15 protein-coding genes are annotated in these 21,308 nt (G+C 53.6%); 10 read left to right on the forward strand and 5 right to left on the reverse strand.

Annotation, left to right across the window (positions count from 1 at the left end):
• Positions 1-91 precede the first annotated feature (91 nt).
• Positions 92-1,003: a LysR family transcriptional regulator gene (locus QNN86_RS05875; protein WP_117341703.1), complete on the forward strand. Its 912-nt coding sequence runs from the start codon at positions 92-94 to the stop codon at positions 1,001-1,003.
• Positions 1,004-1,081: 78 nt separating this feature from the next.
• Here the strand turns inward: QNN86_RS05875 and infA are convergent, their stop codons facing one another.
• The 5 genes from infA to trxB all read right to left on the reverse strand — a co-directional run bounded on the left by infA (position 1,082) and on the right by trxB (position 6,905).
• Positions 1,082-1,300 carry a translation initiation factor IF-1 gene (infA, locus tag QNN86_RS05880; RefSeq protein WP_002211347.1) on the reverse strand — a complete coding sequence of 73 codons (219 nt, stop codon included), beginning with the start codon at positions 1,298-1,300 and terminating at the stop codon, positions 1,082-1,084.
• 285 nt (positions 1,301-1,585) lie between these two features.
• Positions 1,586-2,290: a leucyl/phenylalanyl-tRNA--protein transferase gene (gene aat / locus QNN86_RS05885; protein ID WP_414210769.1), complete on the reverse strand. Its 705-nt coding sequence runs from the start codon at positions 2,288-2,290 to the stop codon at positions 1,586-1,588.
• Positions 2,291-2,333: 43 nt separating this feature from the next.
• The gene (gene cydC / locus QNN86_RS05890) at positions 2,334-4,055 is read right to left on the reverse strand and encodes a heme ABC transporter ATP-binding protein/permease CydC (RefSeq protein ID WP_414210770.1); all 1,722 of its coding nucleotides are present in this window, start codon (positions 4,053-4,055) and stop codon (positions 2,334-2,336) included.
• The gene (gene cydD, locus QNN86_RS05895) at positions 4,056-5,822 is read right to left on the reverse strand and encodes a heme ABC transporter permease/ATP-binding protein CydD (protein WP_414210771.1); all 1,767 of its coding nucleotides are present in this window, start codon (positions 5,820-5,822) and stop codon (positions 4,056-4,058) included. It lies immediately after the preceding gene.
• A 114-nt stretch (positions 5,823-5,936) separates the two neighbouring features.
• Positions 5,937-6,905 (reverse strand): thioredoxin-disulfide reductase, encoded by a 969-nt coding sequence (gene trxB / locus QNN86_RS05900; RefSeq protein ID WP_096757696.1) that lies wholly within the window; start codon positions 6,903-6,905, stop codon positions 5,937-5,939.
• A 584-nt stretch (positions 6,906-7,489) separates the two neighbouring features.
• On the opposite strand from trxB, the gene lrp reads away from it, so the two are divergent.
• The 9 genes from lrp to QNN86_RS05945 all read left to right on the forward strand — a co-directional run bounded on the left by lrp (position 7,490) and on the right by QNN86_RS05945 (position 21,112).
• Positions 7,490-7,984 (forward strand): leucine-responsive transcriptional regulator Lrp, encoded by a 495-nt coding sequence (gene lrp, locus QNN86_RS05905; protein ID WP_000228473.1) that lies wholly within the window; start codon positions 7,490-7,492, stop codon positions 7,982-7,984.
• 134 nt (positions 7,985-8,118) lie between these two features.
• Positions 8,119-12,048 carry a DNA translocase FtsK gene (locus tag QNN86_RS05910; RefSeq protein WP_414210772.1) on the forward strand — a complete coding sequence of 1,310 codons (3,930 nt, stop codon included), beginning with the start codon at positions 8,119-8,121 and terminating at the stop codon, positions 12,046-12,048.
• Positions 12,049-12,159: 111 nt separating this feature from the next.
• Positions 12,160-12,771, forward strand: a complete 612-nt coding sequence (gene lolA / locus QNN86_RS05915; RefSeq protein ID WP_096757694.1) for an outer membrane lipoprotein chaperone LolA — start codon at positions 12,160-12,162, stop codon at positions 12,769-12,771.
• A gap of 10 nt (positions 12,772-12,781) precedes the next feature.
• Positions 12,782-14,125 carry a replication-associated recombination protein RarA gene (gene rarA, locus QNN86_RS05920; RefSeq protein WP_096757693.1) on the forward strand — a complete coding sequence of 448 codons (1,344 nt, stop codon included), beginning with the start codon at positions 12,782-12,784 and terminating at the stop codon, positions 14,123-14,125.
• Between the two features lie 92 nt (positions 14,126-14,217).
• Positions 14,218-15,510 (forward strand): serine--tRNA ligase, encoded by a 1,293-nt coding sequence (gene serS, locus QNN86_RS05925; protein WP_096757692.1) that lies wholly within the window; start codon positions 14,218-14,220, stop codon positions 15,508-15,510.
• A 235-nt stretch (positions 15,511-15,745) separates the two neighbouring features.
• Positions 15,746-18,190, forward strand: coding sequence for a dimethylsulfoxide reductase subunit A (gene dmsA, locus QNN86_RS05930; protein WP_414210773.1), 2,445 nt, complete (start codon positions 15,746-15,748; stop codon positions 18,188-18,190).
• Between the two features lie 10 nt (positions 18,191-18,200).
• Positions 18,201-18,818, forward strand: a complete 618-nt coding sequence (gene dmsB, locus QNN86_RS05935; RefSeq protein WP_096757690.1) for a dimethylsulfoxide reductase iron-sulfur subunit DmsB — start codon at positions 18,201-18,203, stop codon at positions 18,816-18,818.
• A 1-nt stretch (position 18,819) separates the two neighbouring features.
• Entirely contained in the window at positions 18,820-19,683 is an 864-nt protein-coding gene (locus QNN86_RS05940; protein WP_096757689.1) for a dimethyl sulfoxide reductase anchor subunit family protein, read from the forward strand.
• A gap of 280 nt (positions 19,684-19,963) precedes the next feature.
• The gene (locus QNN86_RS05945) at positions 19,964-21,112 is read left to right on the forward strand and encodes an MFS transporter (protein WP_414210774.1); all 1,149 of its coding nucleotides are present in this window, start codon (positions 19,964-19,966) and stop codon (positions 21,110-21,112) included.
• Positions 21,113-21,308 lie beyond the last annotated feature (196 nt).

Below are 21,308 nucleotides of genomic sequence, written 5' to 3' on the forward strand. Positions count from 1 at the left end.
CGTTATCTTGATGTGAATAAGCTTATATCCATGACAGCGAGCTGAGTAGTGGCTAAAATAGTCCTCACCGTCTCATTCATAGGACAATAAGATGACGAAGCTGGATCTCAATGATTTCGCATGGTTTGTGCATGTTGTCGAAGAGGGAGGATTCGCAGCGGCAGGCCGTGCGCTTGATGAGCCCAAATCCAAACTCAGTCGGCGTATTGCGCAACTGGAGGAGAGACTGGGGGTGCGTTTGATTCAGCGAACAACCCGGCAGTTTAATGTCACGGAGGTCGGGCAGACCTTTTACGAACACTGTAAGGCGATGTTGGTGGAGGCGCAGGCGGCACAGGATGCCATTGCGGCGTTGCAGGTTGAGCCACGTGGCATTGTTAAACTGACGTGCCCGGTGACGCTGTTGCATGTCCATATCGGCCCCATGCTGGCCCGGTTCATGGCGCGTTATCCGGATGTTGCAGTACAGCTTGAAGCCACGAATCGCCGCGTCGACGTCGTCGGAGAAGGTCTGGATGTGGCGATTCGCGTCCGACCTCGTCCTCTTGAAGACAGTGATTTGGTCATGCGGGTGCTTGCTGACAGGGGGCACCGGCTGTATGCCAGTCCGCGATTGGTTGAGCAGATGGGGACATTACACGCCCCAGCAGAGCTGACCCGTTGGCCCGGGCTGAGTCTGGCGGCGGGGAAACATGTTCATCGTTGGGAGTTGTTTGGCCCACAGGGGGCCCGCGCGGAAGTACATTTTATGCCGCGTATGATCACCACAGATATGCTGGCGCTGCGCGAGGCCGCGGTTGCCGGGGTAGGCGTGGTGCAACTCCCGCAGTTAATGGTCAAGGATCAATTAGCCGCAGGGGAGCTGGTGGCATTGCTGGATGGCTGGGAACCGAGGCGGGAGATTATTCACGCGGTCTTTCCATCGCGTAGGGGGTTATTGCCCTCGGTGCGCGCATTAGTGGATTTCCTGACGGAAGAATATGCACGCATGATTGAGGACTAAAGCCTCAAATTTGGCCCACAAAAAAGGCCGGATATACCGACCTTTTATTATCTGGACGCCAGTCTGGCGTGAAAAAAATCAGCGACTACGGAAGACAATGCGGCCTTTGCTCAGGTCGTACGGGGTCAGTTCAACAGTCACTTTGTCTCCCGTCAGGATGCGGATATAGTTTTTACGCATTTTACCGGAGATGTGTGCAGTAACCACGTGACCGTTTTCTAACTCTACGCGGAACATGGTATTAGGTAACGTATCGAGAACGGTACCCTGCATTTCAATATTGTCTTCTTTGGCCATCTAATCCTCTGGGGTATCACTACCGTAATTTGAACCGGCAAGATAATGCCGAAGTTCTTTTAATAAGTAAAGATTTGCGCGATTAAAATACAGCAAATCAAGTTTGGCGCATTACTCTATCCACACACGGCAAAGCCGCACTTAAAGCGCAACGTGTAAGGGAACGATGAGATAAACGATAGGCGTTGCCTGACGCGAACTGTTCCTTAACGGCGGCGGGGTAATGGGCTAAACCAACTCTGCGACGCAATTATAACACCCCGACAAAAAATGTGCCGAAAACATTCACTCCTGAGGTAAAAATAACGTCCTGGGTACCCAAAAATGGCTGGGTAGCCTCTGCTGGCGCAGTTTGCTCAAGTGTTCAAGGTACTCCCGACGCGGCGTTTCGATGGCGCCCAGCGATGCGGTATGTCCATTTAACACCTGACAATCAATTAACTTCCCGCCTTGCCGGCTAAATTCAGCGCAAAAAACAAGCAGCGCGGTTTTTGAGGCATTTTCCTGACGACTGAACATTGATTCACCGCAGAAGAGCGTGCCTTGCGAAACGCCGTACATACCACCGACTAATTCATTGTGCCGCCACACTTCAATGGAATGTGCGTGCCCCAGTTCATGCAGGCGGTGGTAAGCGTCAACAATATCACGCGTTATCCAGGTCCCTTCTTCGCGGTCATTGGCACAACCTTCAATCACCTGACCAAAGGCGTAATTTAGCGTGACACGATAAGGTGAGTGTTTATGAAAACGCTTCATGCTACGGCTAAGATGAAATGTCTCAGGCCACAAAATGGCGCGCGGATCGGGCGACCACCAAAGAATGGGGTCGCCAGGAGAAAACCACGGAAAAATACCGCGTTGGTACGCCATAAGCAGACGGGCAGGGCTGAGATCGCCACCCAGCGCTAACAAACCGTTAGGTTCGCGTAACGCGCCTTCCGGTGACGGGAAGGCGATAGAATTGCGGGACAGTTGCACCAGGCGCATGACAGCGAAACTCCACTACGCGAGTCGATCGTTCAATAATAGCTTACAGACGTTGCTTAAACTGGTAATAACGCCCCTGCCTGGCTAACAGATCTGCGTGATTACCTTGCTCAATAATGTGTCCGTTGTCCATCACTATTATTTGATCAAAACGTGACAGCCCGCGCAGGCGATGCGTCACCATCAATACCGTTTTATCTCGCATGACATCACTAATCAATTCAAGCATTTGGCTTTCGGTGGTAGCGTCCAGTCCTTCGGTAGGTTCATCCAGCAGCATCAGCGGGGCATCGTGGAGTACCGCGCGAGCGATAGCCAGACGGCGGAGTTCGCCGCCGGAAAGCTGACGACCCCCTTCACCTAACCAGGCGTTGAGACCATCATCTTCCAGCAGTTTTTCCAGACCAACGCGGCACAGTATTTCGGATAATACGTCATCACTGGCCTGCGGTGCGGCCAGCAGCAGGTTGTCGCGTAATGTGGCGCTAAACAGGTGCACACGTTGCGGCACGACGCTGATGCTTTGACGCAGGCTTGACTCACTCAGGGATGAAATCGGACGGTCGTTAAACAGGATTTCACCGTGCTGTGGGTTCCAGGCGCGGGTCAGCAGTTGTAACAGGGTAGACTTCCCGCAGCCGGTGCGACCGAGAATTGCAATATGCTCACCGGGTTTTGCCAGCAGGGTGAGGGTATTCAGCGCATTTTGCGCCTGCCCCGGGTAGCTGAAAGAGACGTCACGCAGCGTGAGGGTAATCGGCTCAGAAACTGTCGATCCTGCGTCGGGGAAAGTGACTTCCGGTTTTTGTTCCGTCAGTTCTGTAATGCGCAGGGCAGAGGCGATCACCTGACCGAGGTGCTGAAATGCACCCGTTACCGGGGCCAAGGCTTCAAATGCGGCCAGTGCGCAGAACACAAACAGCGCAATCAGCGCACCTGGCTGGGTATTGCCTCCCACGCCGCCCGAGGCCATCCAGAGCATCACGATGACGGCCAGTGCGCCAATCAGCAGCATTAGGGCCTGAGACAGCGCCGTTAATTCGGACTGGCGACGCTGAGCTTCGTGCCACTGTAACTCTGTGGCTTCCATTTGTGCTCGATAGCGAACACTTGCGCCAAAAATGGTCAGCTCGGCCTGGCCCTGCAGCCAGGATGTCAGCTGTTGGCGATATTGTCCGCGCAGGTGCGTCAGGTTTTGCCCGGTACGTTTTCCGGCCTGATAAAACAGCGGGGGCAAAATAAACAAGGTCAGCAACATGATGCCGCCAAGGGTGATGGCCAGCGTGAGATCGAGAACGCTCAGACCCAGCGTCACCACCATAATCACGACAAATGCCCCAACCAGCGGAGAGATGACGCGCAGATAAAGGTGATCAAGCGTGTCGACATCCGCAACGATGCGGTTAAGCAGTTCGCCCTGACCATAACGGGCCAGACCCGCTGGAGAGAGTGGCAGCAGCTTACTAAATGTATAAATACGCAGGTGCTGCAGCACGCGGAATGTCGCGTCGTGACTGACCAGTCGCTCGAAATAACGACCTGCGGTACGGGTGATCGCCGCGCCGCGCACGCCGGCAGCGGGGAGCATATAGTTAAAACTGTAAATCCCGGTTACGCCAACTACCGCGGAAGCGGAGAGGAACCAACCGGAAAGCGTCAGCAAACCGATACTGGCTAGCAGCGTGATGATCGCCAAAGCAATACCCAGTGTTAACATCCATTTATGACGTTTATACAGCGTCAGATAAGGTAGCAAAGCGCGCATTTAGATGTCCTCCTGACGGTGAGCCAGCAGTGTTGCAAAAGCCCCGTTGGCTGCGCTCAGTTGAGCATAAGTGCCTTGCTCGACGATCTGTCCGTCCTGCATAACCCAAATGACATCCCACTCGGCAAGGTCTTCAAGCTGGTGTGTGACCATCAGCGTGGTCTGACGGCGTGATGCCGTATTCAGCGCCTGCATGACGCGCTGCTCGCTGTGTGCATCGAGGCTGGCGGCGGGTTCGTCCAGCAGCAGTAGCTGACACGGATTGAGCAAGGCGCGGGCGACGGCAACGCGCTGCGCTTGCCCGACGGAAAGTCGGGCGGCCTGATCGCCGAGCGGGGTATCCACGCCCTGAGGCAGCAGGGGTAAAAACTCACTCACCCAGGCGCTGTCGAGCGCGGCCTGAAGCTGTTGCTCACTGGCATCTGGACGTGCCAGCAGCACATTATCGCGCAACGTTGGGGCAGGAAGCTGTGGGTTCTGTCCTACCCATGACAGCTGTTTACGCCAGGAATCAGGCGCCAGGGAGCGAAGCTCAAAACCGTTAATTCGCAATGACCCCTGATAAGAGAGAAAACCAGACAGCGCATTAAGCAGTGAGCTTTTACCGGACCCGCTGCGTCCCACCAGTACCGCGCGCTGACCGGCTGGCAGCGAGAAGTTAAGTGGACCAGCAAGCACTTTACCTTCCGGGGAGGTGATAACCAGATCTTCTGCGGTAATCGAAACCGGCTCTTTTACAGCCAGCTCAATGTCGCCACGTTCAGGATGCGCCAGCGGAGTTTCCATGAATGTTTTCAGGCTGTCTGCGGCGCCGACGGCCTGGGCTTTGGCATGATAAAACGTGCCCAGATCGCGCAAGGGCTGGAAAAACTCAGGCGCAAGAATCAGTGCCAGGAATCCAGAGGCTAAGGTAACACCAACGCCATAGTGGCCGAAGTTGAGCTCGCCGAGGTACGAGAAGCCAAAGTAAACGGCCACCAGCGCGATGGACAGCGAGGTGAAAAATTCCAGCACGCCGGAGGAGAGGAACGCGAGGCGCAGAACTTCCATGGTGCGCTGGCGAAAATCTTGAGACGCCGCGCGGATGCTTTCTGTTTCCGCTTCGCCGCGACCAAATATTCTTAACGTTTCCATGCCGCGCAAGCGATCGAGGAAATGCCCGCTGAGTCGGGCCAGCGCCTGAAAGTTACGTCGGTTAGCGTCGGCAGCGCCCATACCGACCATCGCCATAAACATGGGGATTAACGGCGCGGTTCCCAGCAGGATAAGGGCGGCTATCCAGTTAGACGGGAAAATAGCCGCGACAATTAAAATGGGGACGCAGACGGCAAGCGCCATTTGCGGCAGATAACGCGCGTAGTAATCATGCATGTCGTCAATCTGCTCGAGCACCAGCGTGGCCCAACTTCCGGCAGGTTTACCCTGGATCCACGCGGGGCCTGCCTGCTGCAGACGGTCCAGAACCTGGCGACGAATTTCAAAACGGATGTGCTGTCCCGCATGAAAACCGACCCGCTCACGTAGCCAGACCACCCATGCACGCAGGATGAAAATCAGTACTAATACGATGAAAGGGAGCAGAAGGGCTTCGCGGGGAATATTATCCATGATCATGTGATCAAGAATGCGTGCCAGGAGCCAGGCCTGAGCGACAATTAACAGGCCGCTGACGAAGCCTAACAGGCGTGAAATATTCAGCCAACGCTGGGAAATGACGCTTTGCTGTTTTAACCAGCGTGTTAGCTCTTTTTGACGGGTTTTATTCATTGCTCGCTTAGCAGGTGAGTTATAGGAATTTTTAGGCAGGACAATGTTACAACGGGGCAAAAATAAAGGCGACTGATAGTCGCCTTTTTTACTTTTGTTACTGATTTGTAAAACTTATTTGCAGGCGTCAGCCAGACCGTCGAGATAACGCTCTGCATCAAGGGCTGCCATACAACCCGTACCTGCAGAGGTAATCGCCTGGCGATAAATATGGTCCATCACGTCACCGGCCGCGAACACGCCTGGAATGCTGGTTTGCGTCGCATTACCGTGAATGCCGGACTGAACCTTGATGTAGCCGTTTTCCAGCTCAAGCTGACCTTCAAAAATCGCGGTGTTCGGGCTGTGACCAATGGCGACAAACAGTCCTGCAACGTCCAGAGACTCGACGTTATCGGTGTTTTGGGTATCACGCAGACGCAGTCCGGTGACGCCCATTTGATCGCCGGTCACTTCTTCCAGCGTGCGGTGCGTGTGCAGCACGATGTTGCCGTTTTCGACTTTATCCATCAGACGCTTGATAAGGATTTTTTCTGCACGGAAGCTGTCGCGACGGTGAATCAAATGTACTTCAGAGGCAATATTCGCCAGATACAACGCTTCTTCTACAGCCGTGTTGCCACCGCCGATAACCGCCACCTTCTGGTTGCGATAGAAGAATCCGTCACAGGTCGCACAGGCAGAAACACCGCGACCTTTAAACGCTTCTTCAGACGGTAAGCCAAGGTAGCGAGCGGAAGCGCCGGTGGCGATAATCAACGCATCGCAGGTGTACTCGCCGCTGTCGCCGGTCAGACGGAACGGACGGTTCTGCAGATCAACCTTGCTGATGTGATCAAAAATGATTTCCGTCTCAAATTTTGTCGCATGCTCATGCATACGTTCCATCAGCAGTGGGCCCGTAAGATCATGCGGGTCGCCAGGCCAGTTTTCGACTTCCGTCGTCGTGGTCAACTGGCCCCCTTTTTCCATACCGGTAATCAGTACCGGTTGCAGGTTTGCGCGTGCAGCATAGACCGCAGCGGTATACCCGGCAGGGCCTGAACCCAGAATAAGAAGTTTACTGTGTTTGGTCGTGCCCATGAGATCCCCATAGTTGTTGGCAGGCAATGAACTGGATTGTAGGGAATTTGCAGGCGTAAAAAAAGAGTATGGCAATTTTGTTAACAATTTGTGCAATAGCGGGAGCCGATGATCGGCCAGACAGGCGGCAAGGACGTCAACCAACGCACAGGTAACATGAAGTATGACGGGACATAACGATTTCTACTTAAAATCGGGCAGTTATAAGGCGATAAAATGACGATTTTCCATCACTCCCAATGAATAACTGGCATGTTGTACTAAAAATCGATGTTTTGCTTTGACAATCCCCTGCTGTTTTGCGAAAACATTCAAGGAAGAAAAAAACTGTGTCGTGTGTGTGCTGCATAATCATGCATCCAGATACCATGTTTACCGAGTTAGCGAAATCTACGCATGGTGTGGACAGATGCCATTCGTGATGTCGATAGCCGCCGACAGGCAACGGTCTTCTCACCATAAACCCAGACATTTCACACCGTAAATCCCTCTGGGTTTCGGGTATTGTGATGGGTAGCGACTCTGAACAGTGATGTTAGAAGGGTCAGGCAGGAGTAGGGAAGGAATACAGAGAGACAATAATAATGGTAGATAGTAAGAAGCGCCCTGGCAAAGATCTCGACCGTATCGATCGTAACATTCTTAATGAGCTGCAAAAGGATGGGCGTATTTCTAACGTCGAGCTTTCTAAACGAGTGGGACTTTCACCAACGCCCTGCCTTGAGCGTGTGCGTCGGTTAGAAAGACAGGGATTTATTCAGGGCTATACGGCGCTGTTAAACCCGCATTATCTGGATGCATCACTTCTGGTTTTTGTTGAGATTACTCTGAATCGTGGCGCACCGGATGTCTTTGAGCAGTTCAACACTGCAGTGCAAAAACTTGAAGAAATTCAAGAGTGTCATTTGGTTTCCGGTGATTTCGACTACCTGCTGAAAACACGCGTACCGGATATGTCAGCATACCGCAAGCTACTGGGGGAAACCCTGCTGCGTCTGCCTGGCGTGAATGACACACGTACTTACGTGGTAATGGAAGAAGTTAAACAGAGCAATCGTCTGGTAATTAAGACGCGCTAACACGGAACAGGTGCAAAATCGACGTAGTTTGATTACACTCCTGTTAATCCATACAGCAACAGTGCCGGGGCAACCCGGTGCTGTTGTCCGTTTTAGCATCGGGCAGGAAAAGCCTGAAACCTGGAGAGCCGTTTTTGAGCCAGGAATACACTGAAGACAAAGACGTCACATTGACGAAGTTAAGCAGCGGGCGCCGACTTCTGGAAGCGCTACTGATCCTTATTGCCCTTTTTGCCGTCTGGTTGATGGCTGCCTTACTCAGCTTTAACCCTTCGGATCCCAGCTGGTCGCAAACCGCGTGGCACGAGCCTATCCACAATCTTGGGGGAATACCCGGAGCATGGCTGGCGGACACGCTGTTCTTTATTTTTGGCATCATGGCCTACACCCTGCCTGTGATCATTGTTGGGGGCTGTTGGTTTACCTGGCGACATCAGGCCAGTGACGAGTACGTTGACTATTTCGCCGTATCGCTGCGCATCATTGGCGTTCTGGCGCTCATTCTCACCTCTTGCGGACTGGCGGCAATCAACGCCGATGATATCTGGTATTTCGCGTCTGGCGGCGTGATTGGCAGTCTGCTCAGTACCACGCTACAACCTCTGCTGCATAGCAGCGGGGGAACACTCACACTATTGTGCATCTGGGCGGCAGGTCTGACGTTGTTTACCGGTTGGTCATGGGTGAGCATTGCGGAAAAACTGGGCGGCTGGTTACTCAATATCCTGACCTTTGCCAGTAACCGCACTCGCCGTGACGATACCTGGGTCGATGACGAAGAATATGAAGACGATGAAGAGTCCGTCGACATCACCGAAGGAAAACCGCATGAATCACGCCGGGCGCGTATTCTTCGTGGGGCATTAGCACGTCGTAAGCGCCTGGCCGAGAAGTTTACCAATCCGCTTGGTCGTCATACCGATGCTGCGCTGTTCTCCGGTAAACGGATGGATGACGAAGATGAAATTGAATATAGTGCCCGTGGCGTAGCCGCCGATCCGAATGATGTTCTGTTCTCGGGTAATCGCGCGACGCTGCCTGAATATGATGAGTTCGATCCGCTGTTAAGTGGTCACTCGGTGACTGAGCCTGTGACAGCCGCCGCAGCAGCCACGGCGACCGCGCAGGCCTGGAGTGCGCCAGCCGATCCGTTAATGCAAGCACCGCTGGTTTCCGGTGGCGTTCCTGTTCAGCCTGCACCGACTGCTGCATGGCAACCTGCGCCAGCGCCACAGGTGGCTGAGCCGGTTGTGACTCCTGCCTACGAAGGTTATTCGCAGCCTGCACAATATACTCAACCGACGGCACAGCCTTATGAGCCGTGGCAGCAGCCCGCACCGGTTGAGCCTCAGCCGCAATATGCTGTGCCGCCCGTTGTCGAACCTCAATACCAACAGCCGGTAGCTCCGCAGCCGCAAATGCAACCGCAGTGGCAGCCGCCTGTTCCAGAACAAAGCTGGCAGCAACCGCCAGTACAGCAGCCGGTTTCTTCACCGGATCCTGTTTATAACCCGCAACCGGCTTACCAGCAGGAACCCACATTCCAGCAGCCCGTGTATCAGCAGCCGCCTGCTTTCGTGCAGGAGCCTGTGGTTGAGCAACCGCCGGTTGTCGAGCCTGAACCGGTTGTGGAAGAGACGAAACCGGCGCGTCCGCCACTCTATTACTTTGAAGAGGTGGAAGAAAAGCGCGCGCGTGAGCGTGAACAGCTCGCGGCCTGGTATCAGCCCATTCCTGAACCACTGCAGGAACCTGAGCGAATTAAACCGTCAATGCCATCAATGCCAACACCCACATCCATACCGCCGGTTGAATCTGTTGCTGCCGTCGCGCCGCTGGCGGCTGGGGTGAAAAACGCTGCAATGGGCGCTGGGGCCGCCGCTGTTGCTGCACCTGTGTTTAGTCTGGCGGGTAGCGGTGCGCCGCGTCCACAGGTGAAAGAAGGCATTGGCCCGCAGTTGCCGCGTCCAAATCGCGTCCGTGTGCCAACGCGTCGTGAGCTGGCTTCATATGGTATCAAACTACCGTCGCAACGTATGGCCGAAGAGAAAGCGCGAGAAGAGCAGCTTGATACGGATTATACCGACGATGAAATTGAAGCGATGCAACAGGATGAGCTGGCGCGTCAGTTCGCCCAGTCGCAGCAGCATCGTTATGGTGAAGAGTATCAGGACAATACGCATCAGATTGAGGACGAAGAGTCTGCAGCAGAAGCGGAGTTGGCTCGTCAGTTTGCCTCTTCCCAGCAGCAGCGCTATTCCGGCGAACAGCCTGCGGGCGCTAATCCGTTCTCGTTAGATGACTTTGCCTTCTCGCCGATGAAAGCACTGGTGGATGATGGCCCGCATGAGCCGCTGTTTACCCCAAGCGTTATGCCTGAACCGGAGCCTGTACCGCAGCAGCATTATCAGCAGCTGCCACAGCCTGTTGCACCGCAGCAGCATTATCAGCAACCGCCACAGCCTGTTGCACCGCAGCCGCATTATCAGCAACCGTCACAGCCTGTTACACCACAGCCGCAGGATAGCCTGATCCATCCATTATTGATGCGCAATGGCGACAGCCGTCCTGTTCAGCGTCCAACCACGCTGCTGCCATCGCTGGATCTGCTCACCCCGCCACCGAGTGAAGTTGAGCCGGTGGACACCTTCGCGCTGGAGCAAATGGCGCGACTGGTGGAAGCGCGCTTAGCAGATTTCCGTATTAAGGCTGATGTGGTGAACTATTCACCGGGCCCGGTGATAACCCGTTTTGAACTGAATTTGGCTCCGGGTGTTAAGGCTGCACGGATTTCTAACCTCTCCCGAGACCTGGCGCGTTCACTGTCAACCGCTGCGGTTCGTGTGGTGGAGGTTATTCCAGGTAAACCGTATGTTGGGTTGGAATTACCGAACAAAAAACGGCAGACCGTCTACCTGCGCGAAGTGCTGGATAATGCGAAATTCCGTGATAATCCTTCTCCGCTGACCGTAGTGCTCGGTAAAGATATTGCCGGCGAACCGGTTACGGCTGATTTGGCGAAGATGCCGCACCTGCTGGTGGCGGGTACCACGGGTTCCGGTAAGTCTGTTGGGGTCAATGCTATGATCCTCAGCATGCTGTATAAGGCACAGCCGGAAGATGTGCGATTCATTATGATCGACCCCAAAATGCTCGAGTTGTCGGTTTATGAGGGCATTCCGCATCTGTTGACGGAAGTGGTTACAGATATGAAGGATGCTGCCAACGCCTTGCGCTGGAGCGTCAATGAAATGGAACGCCGCTACAAACTGATGTCAGCGCTGGGCGTGCGTAATCTGGCGGGTTACAACGAGAAGATCGCAGAAGCGGATCGTATGGGGCGCCCGATCCCGGACCCGTACTGGAAACCGGGCGATAGCATGGATGTTACCCATCCGGTGCTGAAAAAAGAGCCTTATATCGTTGTCCTGGTCGATGAATTTGCTGACCTGATGATGACCGTCGGTAAAAAAGTGGAAGAACTGATCGCTCGTTTGGCGCAAAAAGCGCGTGCGGCGGGGATCCACCTGGTGCTGGCGACCCAGCGTCCGTCGGTTGATGTGATTACCGGGCTTATCAAAGCCAACATCCCGACCCGTATTGCCTTTACCGTGTCGAGTAAAATTGATTCGCGTACCATCCTTGATCAGTCAGGTGCTGAATCCCTGTTAGGGATGGGGGATATGCTTTATTCCGCACCAAACTCGACAATTCCGGTGCGTGTTCACGGTGCTTTTGTGCGTGATGAAGAAGTTCATGCCGTTGTTCAAGACTGGAAAGCGCGCGGCCGTCCGCAATACGTTGAGGGCATCACTTCTGATAGCGAAAGCGAAGGCGGCGGCGGTGGTTTTGACAATGGGGAAGAACTGGATCCGCTGTTTGATCAGGCGGTGAATTTTGTTACCCAAAAACGCAAAGCCTCCATCTCCGGCGTCCAGCGTCAGTTCCGCATCGGTTACAACCGCGCGGCACGTATCATCGAGCAGATGGAAGCGCAGGGGATTGTCAGTGAGCAAGGGCATAATGGTAATCGTGAAGTGCTGGCGCCGCCGCCCTTCGATTGATTGCAAAGTTAAGTAATTCAGTATTTTCTACTTTCCTCATGCTGATTTTTGGCCTGGAATGGATAGCAGAGGGATCTCCCCGTCGGGAGTGACGAATTTTGAGGAATAACGATGAAAAAGATCGCAATCACCTGTGCATTACTGTCGAGCTTTGTGGTGAGCAGCGTCTGGGCTGACGCCGCCAGTGACCTGAAAAGTCGTCTGGATAAAGTCAGTAGCTTCCATGCCAGCTTTACTCAGAAGGTGACCGATGGTAGCGGCGCAGCGGTACAGGAAGGTCAGGGCGACCTGTGGGTTAAACGTCCGAACCTGTTTAACTGGCATATGACACAGCCTGATGAAAGCATTCTGGTCTCCGACGGTAAAACGCTGTGGTTCTTTAATCCGTTTGTCGAACAGGCCACGGCAACCTGGCTGAAAGATGCCACGGGTAATACGCCGTTTATGCTGATTGCGCGCAACCAGTCCAGCGACTGGCAGCAGTACAACATCAAGCAAAACGGTGATGACTTCGTGTTGACTCCGAAAACCAGCAGCGGCAATCTGAAGCAGTTCACCATCAATGTGGGACGCGACGGCACTATCCATCAGTTTAGCGCCGTCGAGCAGGACGATCAGCGCAGTAGCTATCAGCTGAAATCTCAGCAGAATGGCGCAATCGAACCATCCAAATTCACCTTTACCCCTCCGCAGGGTGTCACGGTAGACGATCAACGTAAGTAGAGGCGTGTGAGTGGGTAATCTGTCGCTCGATTTTTCTGATAATACCTTTCAGCCGCTGGCCGCGCGTATGCGGCCAGAAAATTTAGCGCAGTATATCGGCCAGCAGCATTTGCTGGCTGCAGGTAAGCCCTTGCCACGCGCCATCGAGGCCGGGCACCTGCACTCCATGATCTTATGGGGCCCACCCGGCACGGGTAAAACCACGCTTGCTGAAGTGATCGCCCGCTACGCAAACGCGGACGTTGAACGCATTTCGGCCGTTACCTCGGGTGTGAAAGAAATTCGTGAAGCGATTGAACGTGCGCGTCAAAACCGTAATGCCGGTCGGCGCACGATATTGTTCGTGGATGAAGTCCACCGCTTTAATAAAAGTCAGCAGGACGCCTTTCTCCCGCATATTGAAGATGGCACTATTACGTTTATAGGCGCCACGACTGAAAACCCCTCGTTTGAACTGAACTCGGCATTACTGTCGCGTGCGCGCGTCTATTTGCTTAAATCGCTCACTACCGACGATATTGAGCAGGTGCTGGATCAGGCGATGGCAGACAAAGCGCGAGGTTACGGCGGCCAGGACATTGTTCTGCCGAATGAAACACGTCGGGCCATTGCCGAGCTGGTAAATGGCGATGCGCGTCGGGCATTAAATACGCTGGAAATGATGGCCGATATGGCGGAAGTTGACGCCAGCGGAAAACGCGTTTTACAACCCACGTTGCTGACTGAGATTGCCGGAGAGCGTAGCGCACGCTTTGATAATAAAGGCGATCGTTTTTACGATCTTATCTCAGCATTACACAAGTCAGTACGCGGCAGCGCACCGGATGCGGCACTCTATTGGTACGCACGTATCATTACGGCGGGGGGCGATCCACTGTATGTTGCACGCCGCTGTCTGGCGATCGCTTCTGAAGATGTGGGTAATGCCGATCCCCGTGCCATGCAGGTGGCGATTTCGGCGTGGGATTGTTTCACCCGCGTAGGGCCCGCGGAAGGTGAGCGGGCGATTGCCCAGGCGATCGTTTATTTGGCCTGTGCGCCGAAGAGTAACGCGGTGTATACCGCCTATAAAGCGGCACTGGCGGATGCGCGCGATCGTCCGGATTACGACGTACCCGTGCATCTGCGAAATGCACCGACGAAGTTAATGAAGGAAATGGGCTACGGGCAGGAATATCGCTACGCGCACGACGAGCCGAATGCGTATGCTGCCGGCGAAGAGTACTTCCCGCAGGAACTGGCACAAACACGCTATTATCGCCCAACAAACAGAGGTCTTGAGGGTAAGATTGGCGAAAAGCTCGCCTGGCTTGCCGGACAGGATCAAAATAGCCCTATAAAACGCTACCGTTAGCGCGATCGTTGCGGTAATGTTGGCAATGTATCCCTGTGACTGCAGGCTGTGGTCACTTTCTCCCATTTTAATTCGATAAGCACAGGATAAGCATGCTCGATCCCAATCTGCTGCGTAATGAGCCAGACGCAGTCGCTGAAAAACTGGCAAGCCGGGGCTTTAAGCTGGACGTAGATAAGCTGCGCGCTCTTGAAGAGCGTCGTAAAGTTCTGCAGGTACAAACTGAAAATCTGCAGGCAGAGCGTAACTCTCGATCGAAATCCATTGGCCAGGCAAAAGCGCGCGGGGAAGATATCGAGTCTTTACGTCTGGAAGTGAACAAACTGGGCGAAGAGCTGGATGCCGCGAAAGCTGAACTTGATACCTTGCAGGCTGAGATTCGCGATATTGCGCTGACCATTCCTAACCTGCCAGCGGACGAAGTCCCGGTCGGTAAAGATGAAAATGACAACATCGAAGTCAGCCGCTGGGGCACGCCGCGTGAGTTTGATTTTGACGTTCGCGATCACGTTACGCTGGGCGAAATGCACGCGGGGCTCGATTTTGCCGCCGCTGTTAAGCTGACCGGCTCGCGTTTCGTGGTCATGAAAGGGCAGATTGCGCGTATGCACCGTGCGCTGTCCCAGTTCATGCTGGATCTGCATACTGAACAGCATGGCTATAGCGAAAACTACGTTCCGTATCTGGTTAACCATGACACGCTGTACGGTACGGGTCAGTTGCCAAAATTTGCCGGCGATCTGTTCCATACCCGTCCGCTGGACGAAGAAGCCGACAGCAGCAACTATGCGCTGATCCCAACGGCAGAAGTTCCGCTGACCAACCTGGTGCGCGATGAGATCATTGACGAAGATGCGCTGCCAATCAAAATGACTGCGCATACCCCATGCTTCCGTTCAGAAGCGGGCTCTTATGGTCGTGACACCCGTGGTCTGATCCGTATGCACCAGTTCGATAAAGTTGAGATGGTGCAGATCGTTCGTCCTGAAGATTCGATGGACGCGCTGGAAGAAATGACCGGCCATGCTGAGAAAGTGCTTCAGCTGCTGGGTCTGCCGTACCGTAAGATCATTCTGTGTACCGGTGACATGGGCTTTGGCGCATGCAAGACCTACGATCTGGAAGTGTGGATCCCGGCGCAAAATACCTACCGTGAAATCTCTTCCTGCTCCAACGTGTGGGATTTCCAGGCGCGTCGCATGCAGGCACGTTGCCGTAGTAAGTCCGACAAGAAGACCCGTTTGGTGCATACGCTGAACGGTTCTGGTCTGGCGGTTGGCCGTACGCTGGTTGCCGTAATGGAAAACTACCAGCAGGCCGATGGTCGCATTCAGGTTCCGGAAGTACTCCGTCCGTATATGAATGGCCTGGAATACATCGGGTAAGTTAGCTTTCCCTGCTAAAAAAGCGCCTGCGGGCGCTTTTTTTATGCCCGTTTGATGCCGGACAATAACCCTTACCCCATAAGTGGTAATACTGCTTTCGAATGAAGGTCAGTATTTATCTCTGTCTTTCCGTAAATTCACTATATACCAGTCTGTATAACGATAGCTTCGATATATAAATATCTATACAGCGATTGTTTGTTTTTGTTTATTGTGAGCAGCAGAGTGAGCCACTATGAAAACTAAGATCCCCGATGCCGTACTGGCAGCTGAGGTGAGTCGTCGCGGTTTGGTCAAAACGACGGCGATAGGCGGGCTGGCGATGGCCAGCAGCGCGTTTACCCTGCCATTTACCCGTATTGCCAATGCTGCAGAAGCCATTAATCCGGCGCAGATCAATGAGAAAGTGATCTGGAGCGCCTGTACGGTGAACTGCGGTAGCCGCTGTCCGCTGCGTATGCACGTGGTGGACGGTGAAATCAAATATGTTGAAACCGACAACACCGGCGATGACAATTATGACGGACTGCACCAGGTTAGAGCCTGTCTGCGCGGCCGCTCTATGCGCCGTCGTGTCTATAATCCGGATCGGCTAAAATACCCAATGAAGCGGGTGGGTAAGCGCGGTGAAGGTAAGTTTGAGCGCATTAGTTGGGATGAGGCCTATGACATCATCGCCACCAACATGCAGCGCCTGATCAAAGACTACGGCAACGAGTCTATCTACCTGAACTACGGCACCGGTACGCTGGGCGGAACCATGACGCGCTCATGGCCACCGGGTAAAACACTGGTCGCTCGTCTGATGAATTGCTGTGGCGGTTACCTGAACCACTACGGGGATTACTCTTCTGCACAAATCGCTGCCGGGTTGAACTATACCTACGGCGGTTGGGCGGACGGTAACAGCCCGTCTGATATCGAAAACAGTAAACTGGTTGTTCTGTTTGGTAATAACCCTGGGGAAACCCGCATGAGCGGTGGCGGGGTGACGTATTACCTTGAACAGGCACGGCAGAAATCCAATGCGCGAATGATTATTATCGATCCGCGCTACACGGACACTGGGGCGGGTCGTGAAGATGAATGGATCCCGATTCGCCCGGGCACCGATGCGGCACTGGTCAATGGCCTGGCGTACGTGTTGATTACCGAAAATATGGTTGATCAACCGTTTCTCGATAAATACTGCGTGGGGTATGACGAGAAAACTCTCCCGGCGAGCGCACCAAAGAATGGCCACTATAAGGCTTACATTTTAGGTCAGGGTAAAGACGGTATCGCGAAGACCCCGGAATGGGCCGCGCAGATAACCGGTATTCCTGCGGAACGCATCGTTAAGCTGGCACGTGAAATTGGCAGTGCCAAACCTGCCTACATCAGTCAGGGTTGGGGACCACAGCGTCACGCCAACGGTGAAATTGCCACCCGTGCTATTTCTATGCTGGCTATCCTGACCGGTAACGTCGGTATTAATGGTGGCAACAGCGGTGCGCGTGAAGGCTCTTACGATCTGCCGTTTGAACGTATGCCGACGCTGGAAAACCCGGTTGAAACCAGCATCTCGATGTTTATGTGGACGGACGCCATTGAGCGCGGCCCGGAAATGACGGCACTGCGGGACGGCGTTCGCGGTAAAGATAAGCTTGATGTGCCCATTAAGATGATCTGGAACTATGCTGGTAACTGTCTGATTAACCAGCACTCTGATATCAACCGCACGCATGAAATCCTGCAGGACGATAAGAAGTGCGAGATGATTGTCGTCATTGACTGCCACATGACGTCCTCGGCGAAATATGCGGATATTTTGCTGCCGGACTGCACGGCGTCTGAACAAATGGACTTCGCACTGGACGCCTCTTGCGGGAATATGTCGTATGTGATTTTCACCGATCAGGCTATCAAACCGCGCTTTGAATGCAAGACCATCTATCAAATGACCAGCGAACTGGCGAAGCGCCTTGGTGTTGAGCAGCAGTTTACGGAAGGCCGTTCTCAGGAAGAGTGGATGCGTCATTTGTATGAACAGTCGCGCAAAGCGATACCTGAACTGCCTACGTTTGAAGAGTTCCGCAAGCAGGGGATCTTTAAACAGCGCGATCCAGAAGGGCATCATGTGGCGTACAAAGCGTTCCGTGAGGATCCTCAAGCCAACCCGCTCACAACGCCATCGGGCAAAATTGAAATTTATTCTCAGGCGCTGGCAGACATTGCGGCTACCTGGGAACTGCCTGAAGACGATGTGATCGATCCATTGCCAGTTTACGCCCCGGGCTTTGAAAGTTTAAGCGATCCGCTGGCGGATAAATTCCCACTGCAGTTGACGGGCTTCCACTACAAATCTCGCGTTCACTCGACCTATGGCAACGTGGATGTACTGAAAGCGTCCTGCCGCCAGGAAATGTGGATCAACCCGTTGGACGCGCAACGACGCGGTATTAGCAACGGCGACAAGGTACGCATCTTTAACGAACGTGGCGAGGTGCATATCGAGGCGAAAGTGACGCCGCGTATGATGCCGGGCGTGGTAGCGCTAGGTGAGGGAGCCTGGTATGACCCGGATATGAAACGTGTGGATCAGGGCGGCTGCATCAACGTGCTGACGACCCAGCGTCCTTCTCCGCTCGCGAAGGGGAACCCGTCACATACGAACCTTGTTCAGGTTGAAAAGGTGTAAGGAGTAACCGATGACAACCCAGTATGGATTTTTTATTGATTCCAGCCGTTGCACCGGTTGCAAAACCTGCGAACTGGCCTGCAAAGACTACAAAGATTTAACCCCGGATGTCAGCTTCCGTCGTATTTACGAATATGCCGGTGGCGACTGGCAAGAAGACAACGGCGTTTGGCACCAGAACGTCTTTGCCTATTACCTGTCCATTGCGTGTAACCATTGTGAAGACCCGGCGTGTACCAAGGTATGTCCGAGTGGCGCGATGCACAAGCGTGAAGACGGTTTTGTGGTCGTCGATGAGGATGTGTGCATTGGCTGTCGTTATTGCCATATGGCCTGTCCTTACGGCGCGCCACAGTACAATGCGGCCAAAGGGCATATGACCAAGTGTGATGGCTGCCACGACCGCGTGGCCGAGGGCAAAAAGCCGATTTGCGTCGAATCTTGTCCATTGCGCGCGCTGGATTTTGGTCCGATTGATGAACTGCGCAAAAAACATGGTGAGCTGGCGGCGGTTGCGCCACTACCGGGCGCACATTTCACCAAACCCAGCATTGTAATCAAACCTAATGCCAATAGCCGCCCGACCGGGGATACCACGGGTTATCTGGCTAATCCGAAGGAGGTGTAAGATGGGAAGTGGATGGCATGAGTGGCCGCTGATGATCTTCACGGTCTTCGGGCAGTGCGTGGTTGGCGGTTTTATTGTTCTGGCGCTGGCATTGATGAAAGGGGGCTTACGTCCCGACGCACAGCAGCGCGTCGTTGCCTGTATGTTGGGCCTGTGGGTGTTAATGGGCATCGGCTTTATTGCCTCCATGCTGCACCTGGGATCGCCGATGCGTGCTTTTAACTCCCTTAACCGCATCGGTGCCTCTGCACTGAGTAACGAAATTGCCAGCGGTTCGCTGTTCTTCGCGGTGGGCGGTATCGGCTGGCTGATGGCGACGTTGAAAAAAATGCCGTCTGCGTTACGTACTCTGTGGCTAATCGTCACTATGGTACTGGGCGTGGTTTTCGTCTGGATGATGGTGCGGGTGTATAACACCATTGATACGATCCCAACCTGGTACAGCCTCTGGACGCCGCTGGGCTTCTTCCTGACGCTGTTTTTGGGTGGGCCGCTGTTAGGTTATCTGCTGCTGCGCGTGGCTGGAGTAGACGGCTGGGCAATGCGCCTGCTGCCGGCGATTTCCATATTTGCGCTGGTGGTGAGTGCTATCATGGCGGTGATGCAGGGCGCTGAACTGGCGACTATTCACAGTTCTGTTCAGCAGGCATCTGCATTGGTACCGGACTACGGCTCGCTGATGGCGTGGCGTATTGCGGCACTGGCTTTGGCGCTGTGCTGCTGGGTTGTGCCGCAGGTTAAGGGCTACCAACCGGCCGTACCGTTACTGTCAGTGGCGTTTATTTTGCTGCTTGTCGGTGAACTGATCGGGCGCGGTGTGTTCTACGGTCTGCATATGACCGTGGGCATGGCGGTTGCCAGCTGACCTAAAGAATGCCGAATGGCGCAGCTAACGGCGCCATTCGGCAAATAAAAAATGCGATACATCCATGAAATATTTCGACTGAACGAAATGCGATAATTTTGTTTTAGATCAATTAAAACAAACAGATGTGTTTTCCTCTTTTTTATCCATTCATATTAAGAATCAGTAATACGAATCGATCGTCATGAAAGCGCCTCAGGCCCCTGATTGCGCCGATTGACAATGTTTTTGGCAGTGGCATGATGCGCATGAAATTTGAACTTCCTCACGGTTTTTATTCATGTCTACCTATACCCGACCCGTTATGCTATTGCTGTGCGGGCTACTGCTGCTGACCCTGGCGATCGCCGTGTTAAACACGCTCGTCCCGCTTTGGCTCGCCCATGAAAATCTCCCGACCTGGCAGGTGGGAGTGGTCAGTTCGTCTTATTTCACCGGTAATCTGGTGGGGACGTTGCTGACTGGGTATTTAATCAGACATCTTGGCTTCAACCGCAGCTATTACATTGCCTCGTTTATCTTCGCCGTGGGGTGCATTGGGCTGGGTGTGATGGTGGGATTCTGGAGCTGGATGACCTGGCGTTTTATCGCTGGTGTCGGCTGTGCCATGATTTGGGTGGTGGTGGAAAGCGCGCTGATGTGCAGCGGGACCTCTCGCAACCGCGGACGCTTACTGGCTGCCTATATGATGGTCTATTACGTGGGAACGTTTTTAGGGCAGCTGTTAGTCAGTAAAGTCTCGACAGATCTCATGAGCGTTTTGCCGTGGGTTACTGGCACGATTCTGGCAGGCGTATTACCACTGCTTTTTACCCGCATTATAAATCAGCAAAGCGAGGAACAACATTCGACGCCGATAGCATCGATGTTGAGACTTCGTCAGGCGCGACTGGGCGTAAATGGCTGCATTATCTCCGGTATTGTGCTGGGCTCGTTGTATGGCTTAATGCCGCTGTACCTTAATCATCAGGGGGCCAGTAACGCCAGCATTGGTTTCTGGATGGCGGTGATGGTCAGCGCGGGTATTCTGGGACAATGGCCGATTGGTCGTCTGGCGGATAAATTAGGTCGCCTGCTGGTTTTACGCGTTCAGGTCTTTGTGGTGATCCTCGGTAGCATTGCGATGCTGAATCAGGCGGCAATGGCCCCGGCGTTATTCATGTTAGGTGCGGCCGGTTTTACGCTCTATCCAGTGGCAATGGCCTGGGCCTGCGAAAAAGTGGAACATCATCAACTGGTTGCCATGAACCAGGCATTGTTATTAAGCTATACCGTGGGGAGCCTGCTGGGGCCGTCATTTACCGCGATGCTGATGCAGAACTTCTCAGATAGCCTGTTGTTTATCATGATCGCCAGCGTGTCGTTTATTTATTTACTGATGCTGCTGCGTAAAACAGGACACAAGCCCAATTCCGTGGCCCATATCTGAGGCTATTTGACGATTACGGTGGCTCCCATTTATACAAATTATGTATCTTTGGTGAAGTTCCGCCGTATTTAATTGCCCCCTCATCTTTGCTGAAAAATAAACTGTGCAGAAGGTTATAGTTTTACATTCTGCCATTTCCGTCAGCTCGTTTTACCGCGCATAATCCTTCGCCTCATTTATTGATATTTAAAATAGC

The organism is Citrobacter sp. C348 (assembly GCF_047467975.1).
In the GTDB taxonomy this organism is placed as follows: Bacteria; Pseudomonadota; Gammaproteobacteria; order Enterobacterales; family Enterobacteriaceae; genus Citrobacter; species Citrobacter gillenii.

Bases quoted from the DNA above. Each gene is read 5' to 3' on its own strand.
- lolA (WP_096757694.1), top strand. From the start codon at position 12,160: ATGAAAAAGATCGCAATCACCTGTGCATTACTGTCGAGCTTTGTGGTG.
- infA (WP_002211347.1), bottom strand. From the start codon at position 1,300: ATGGCCAAAGAAGACAATATTGAAATGCAGGGTACCGTTCTCGATACG.
- dmsB (WP_096757690.1), top strand. From the start codon at position 18,201: ATGACAACCCAGTATGGATTTTTTATTGATTCCAGCCGTTGCACCGGT.
- trxB (WP_096757696.1), bottom strand. From the start codon at position 6,905: ATGGGCACGACCAAACACAGTAAACTTCTTATTCTGGGTTCAGGCCCT.
- aat (WP_414210769.1), bottom strand. From the start codon at position 2,290: ATGCGCCTGGTGCAACTGTCCCGCAATTCTATCGCCTTCCCGTCACCG.
- cydD (WP_414210771.1), bottom strand. From the start codon at position 5,822: ATGAATAAAACCCGTCAAAAAGAGCTAACACGCTGGTTAAAACAGCAA.
- lrp (WP_000228473.1), top strand. From the start codon at position 7,490: ATGGTAGATAGTAAGAAGCGCCCTGGCAAAGATCTCGACCGTATCGAT.
- serS (WP_096757692.1), top strand. From the start codon at position 14,218: ATGCTCGATCCCAATCTGCTGCGTAATGAGCCAGACGCAGTCGCTGAA.
- dmsA (WP_414210773.1), top strand. From the start codon at position 15,746: ATGAAAACTAAGATCCCCGATGCCGTACTGGCAGCTGAGGTGAGTCGT.
- QNN86_RS05875 (WP_117341703.1), top strand. From the start codon at position 92: ATGACGAAGCTGGATCTCAATGATTTCGCATGGTTTGTGCATGTTGTC.
- cydC (WP_414210770.1), bottom strand. From the start codon at position 4,055: ATGCGCGCTTTGCTACCTTATCTGACGCTGTATAAACGTCATAAATGG.
- QNN86_RS05940 (WP_096757689.1), top strand. From the start codon at position 18,820: ATGGGAAGTGGATGGCATGAGTGGCCGCTGATGATCTTCACGGTCTTC.
- QNN86_RS05945 (WP_414210774.1), top strand. From the start codon at position 19,964: ATGTCTACCTATACCCGACCCGTTATGCTATTGCTGTGCGGGCTACTG.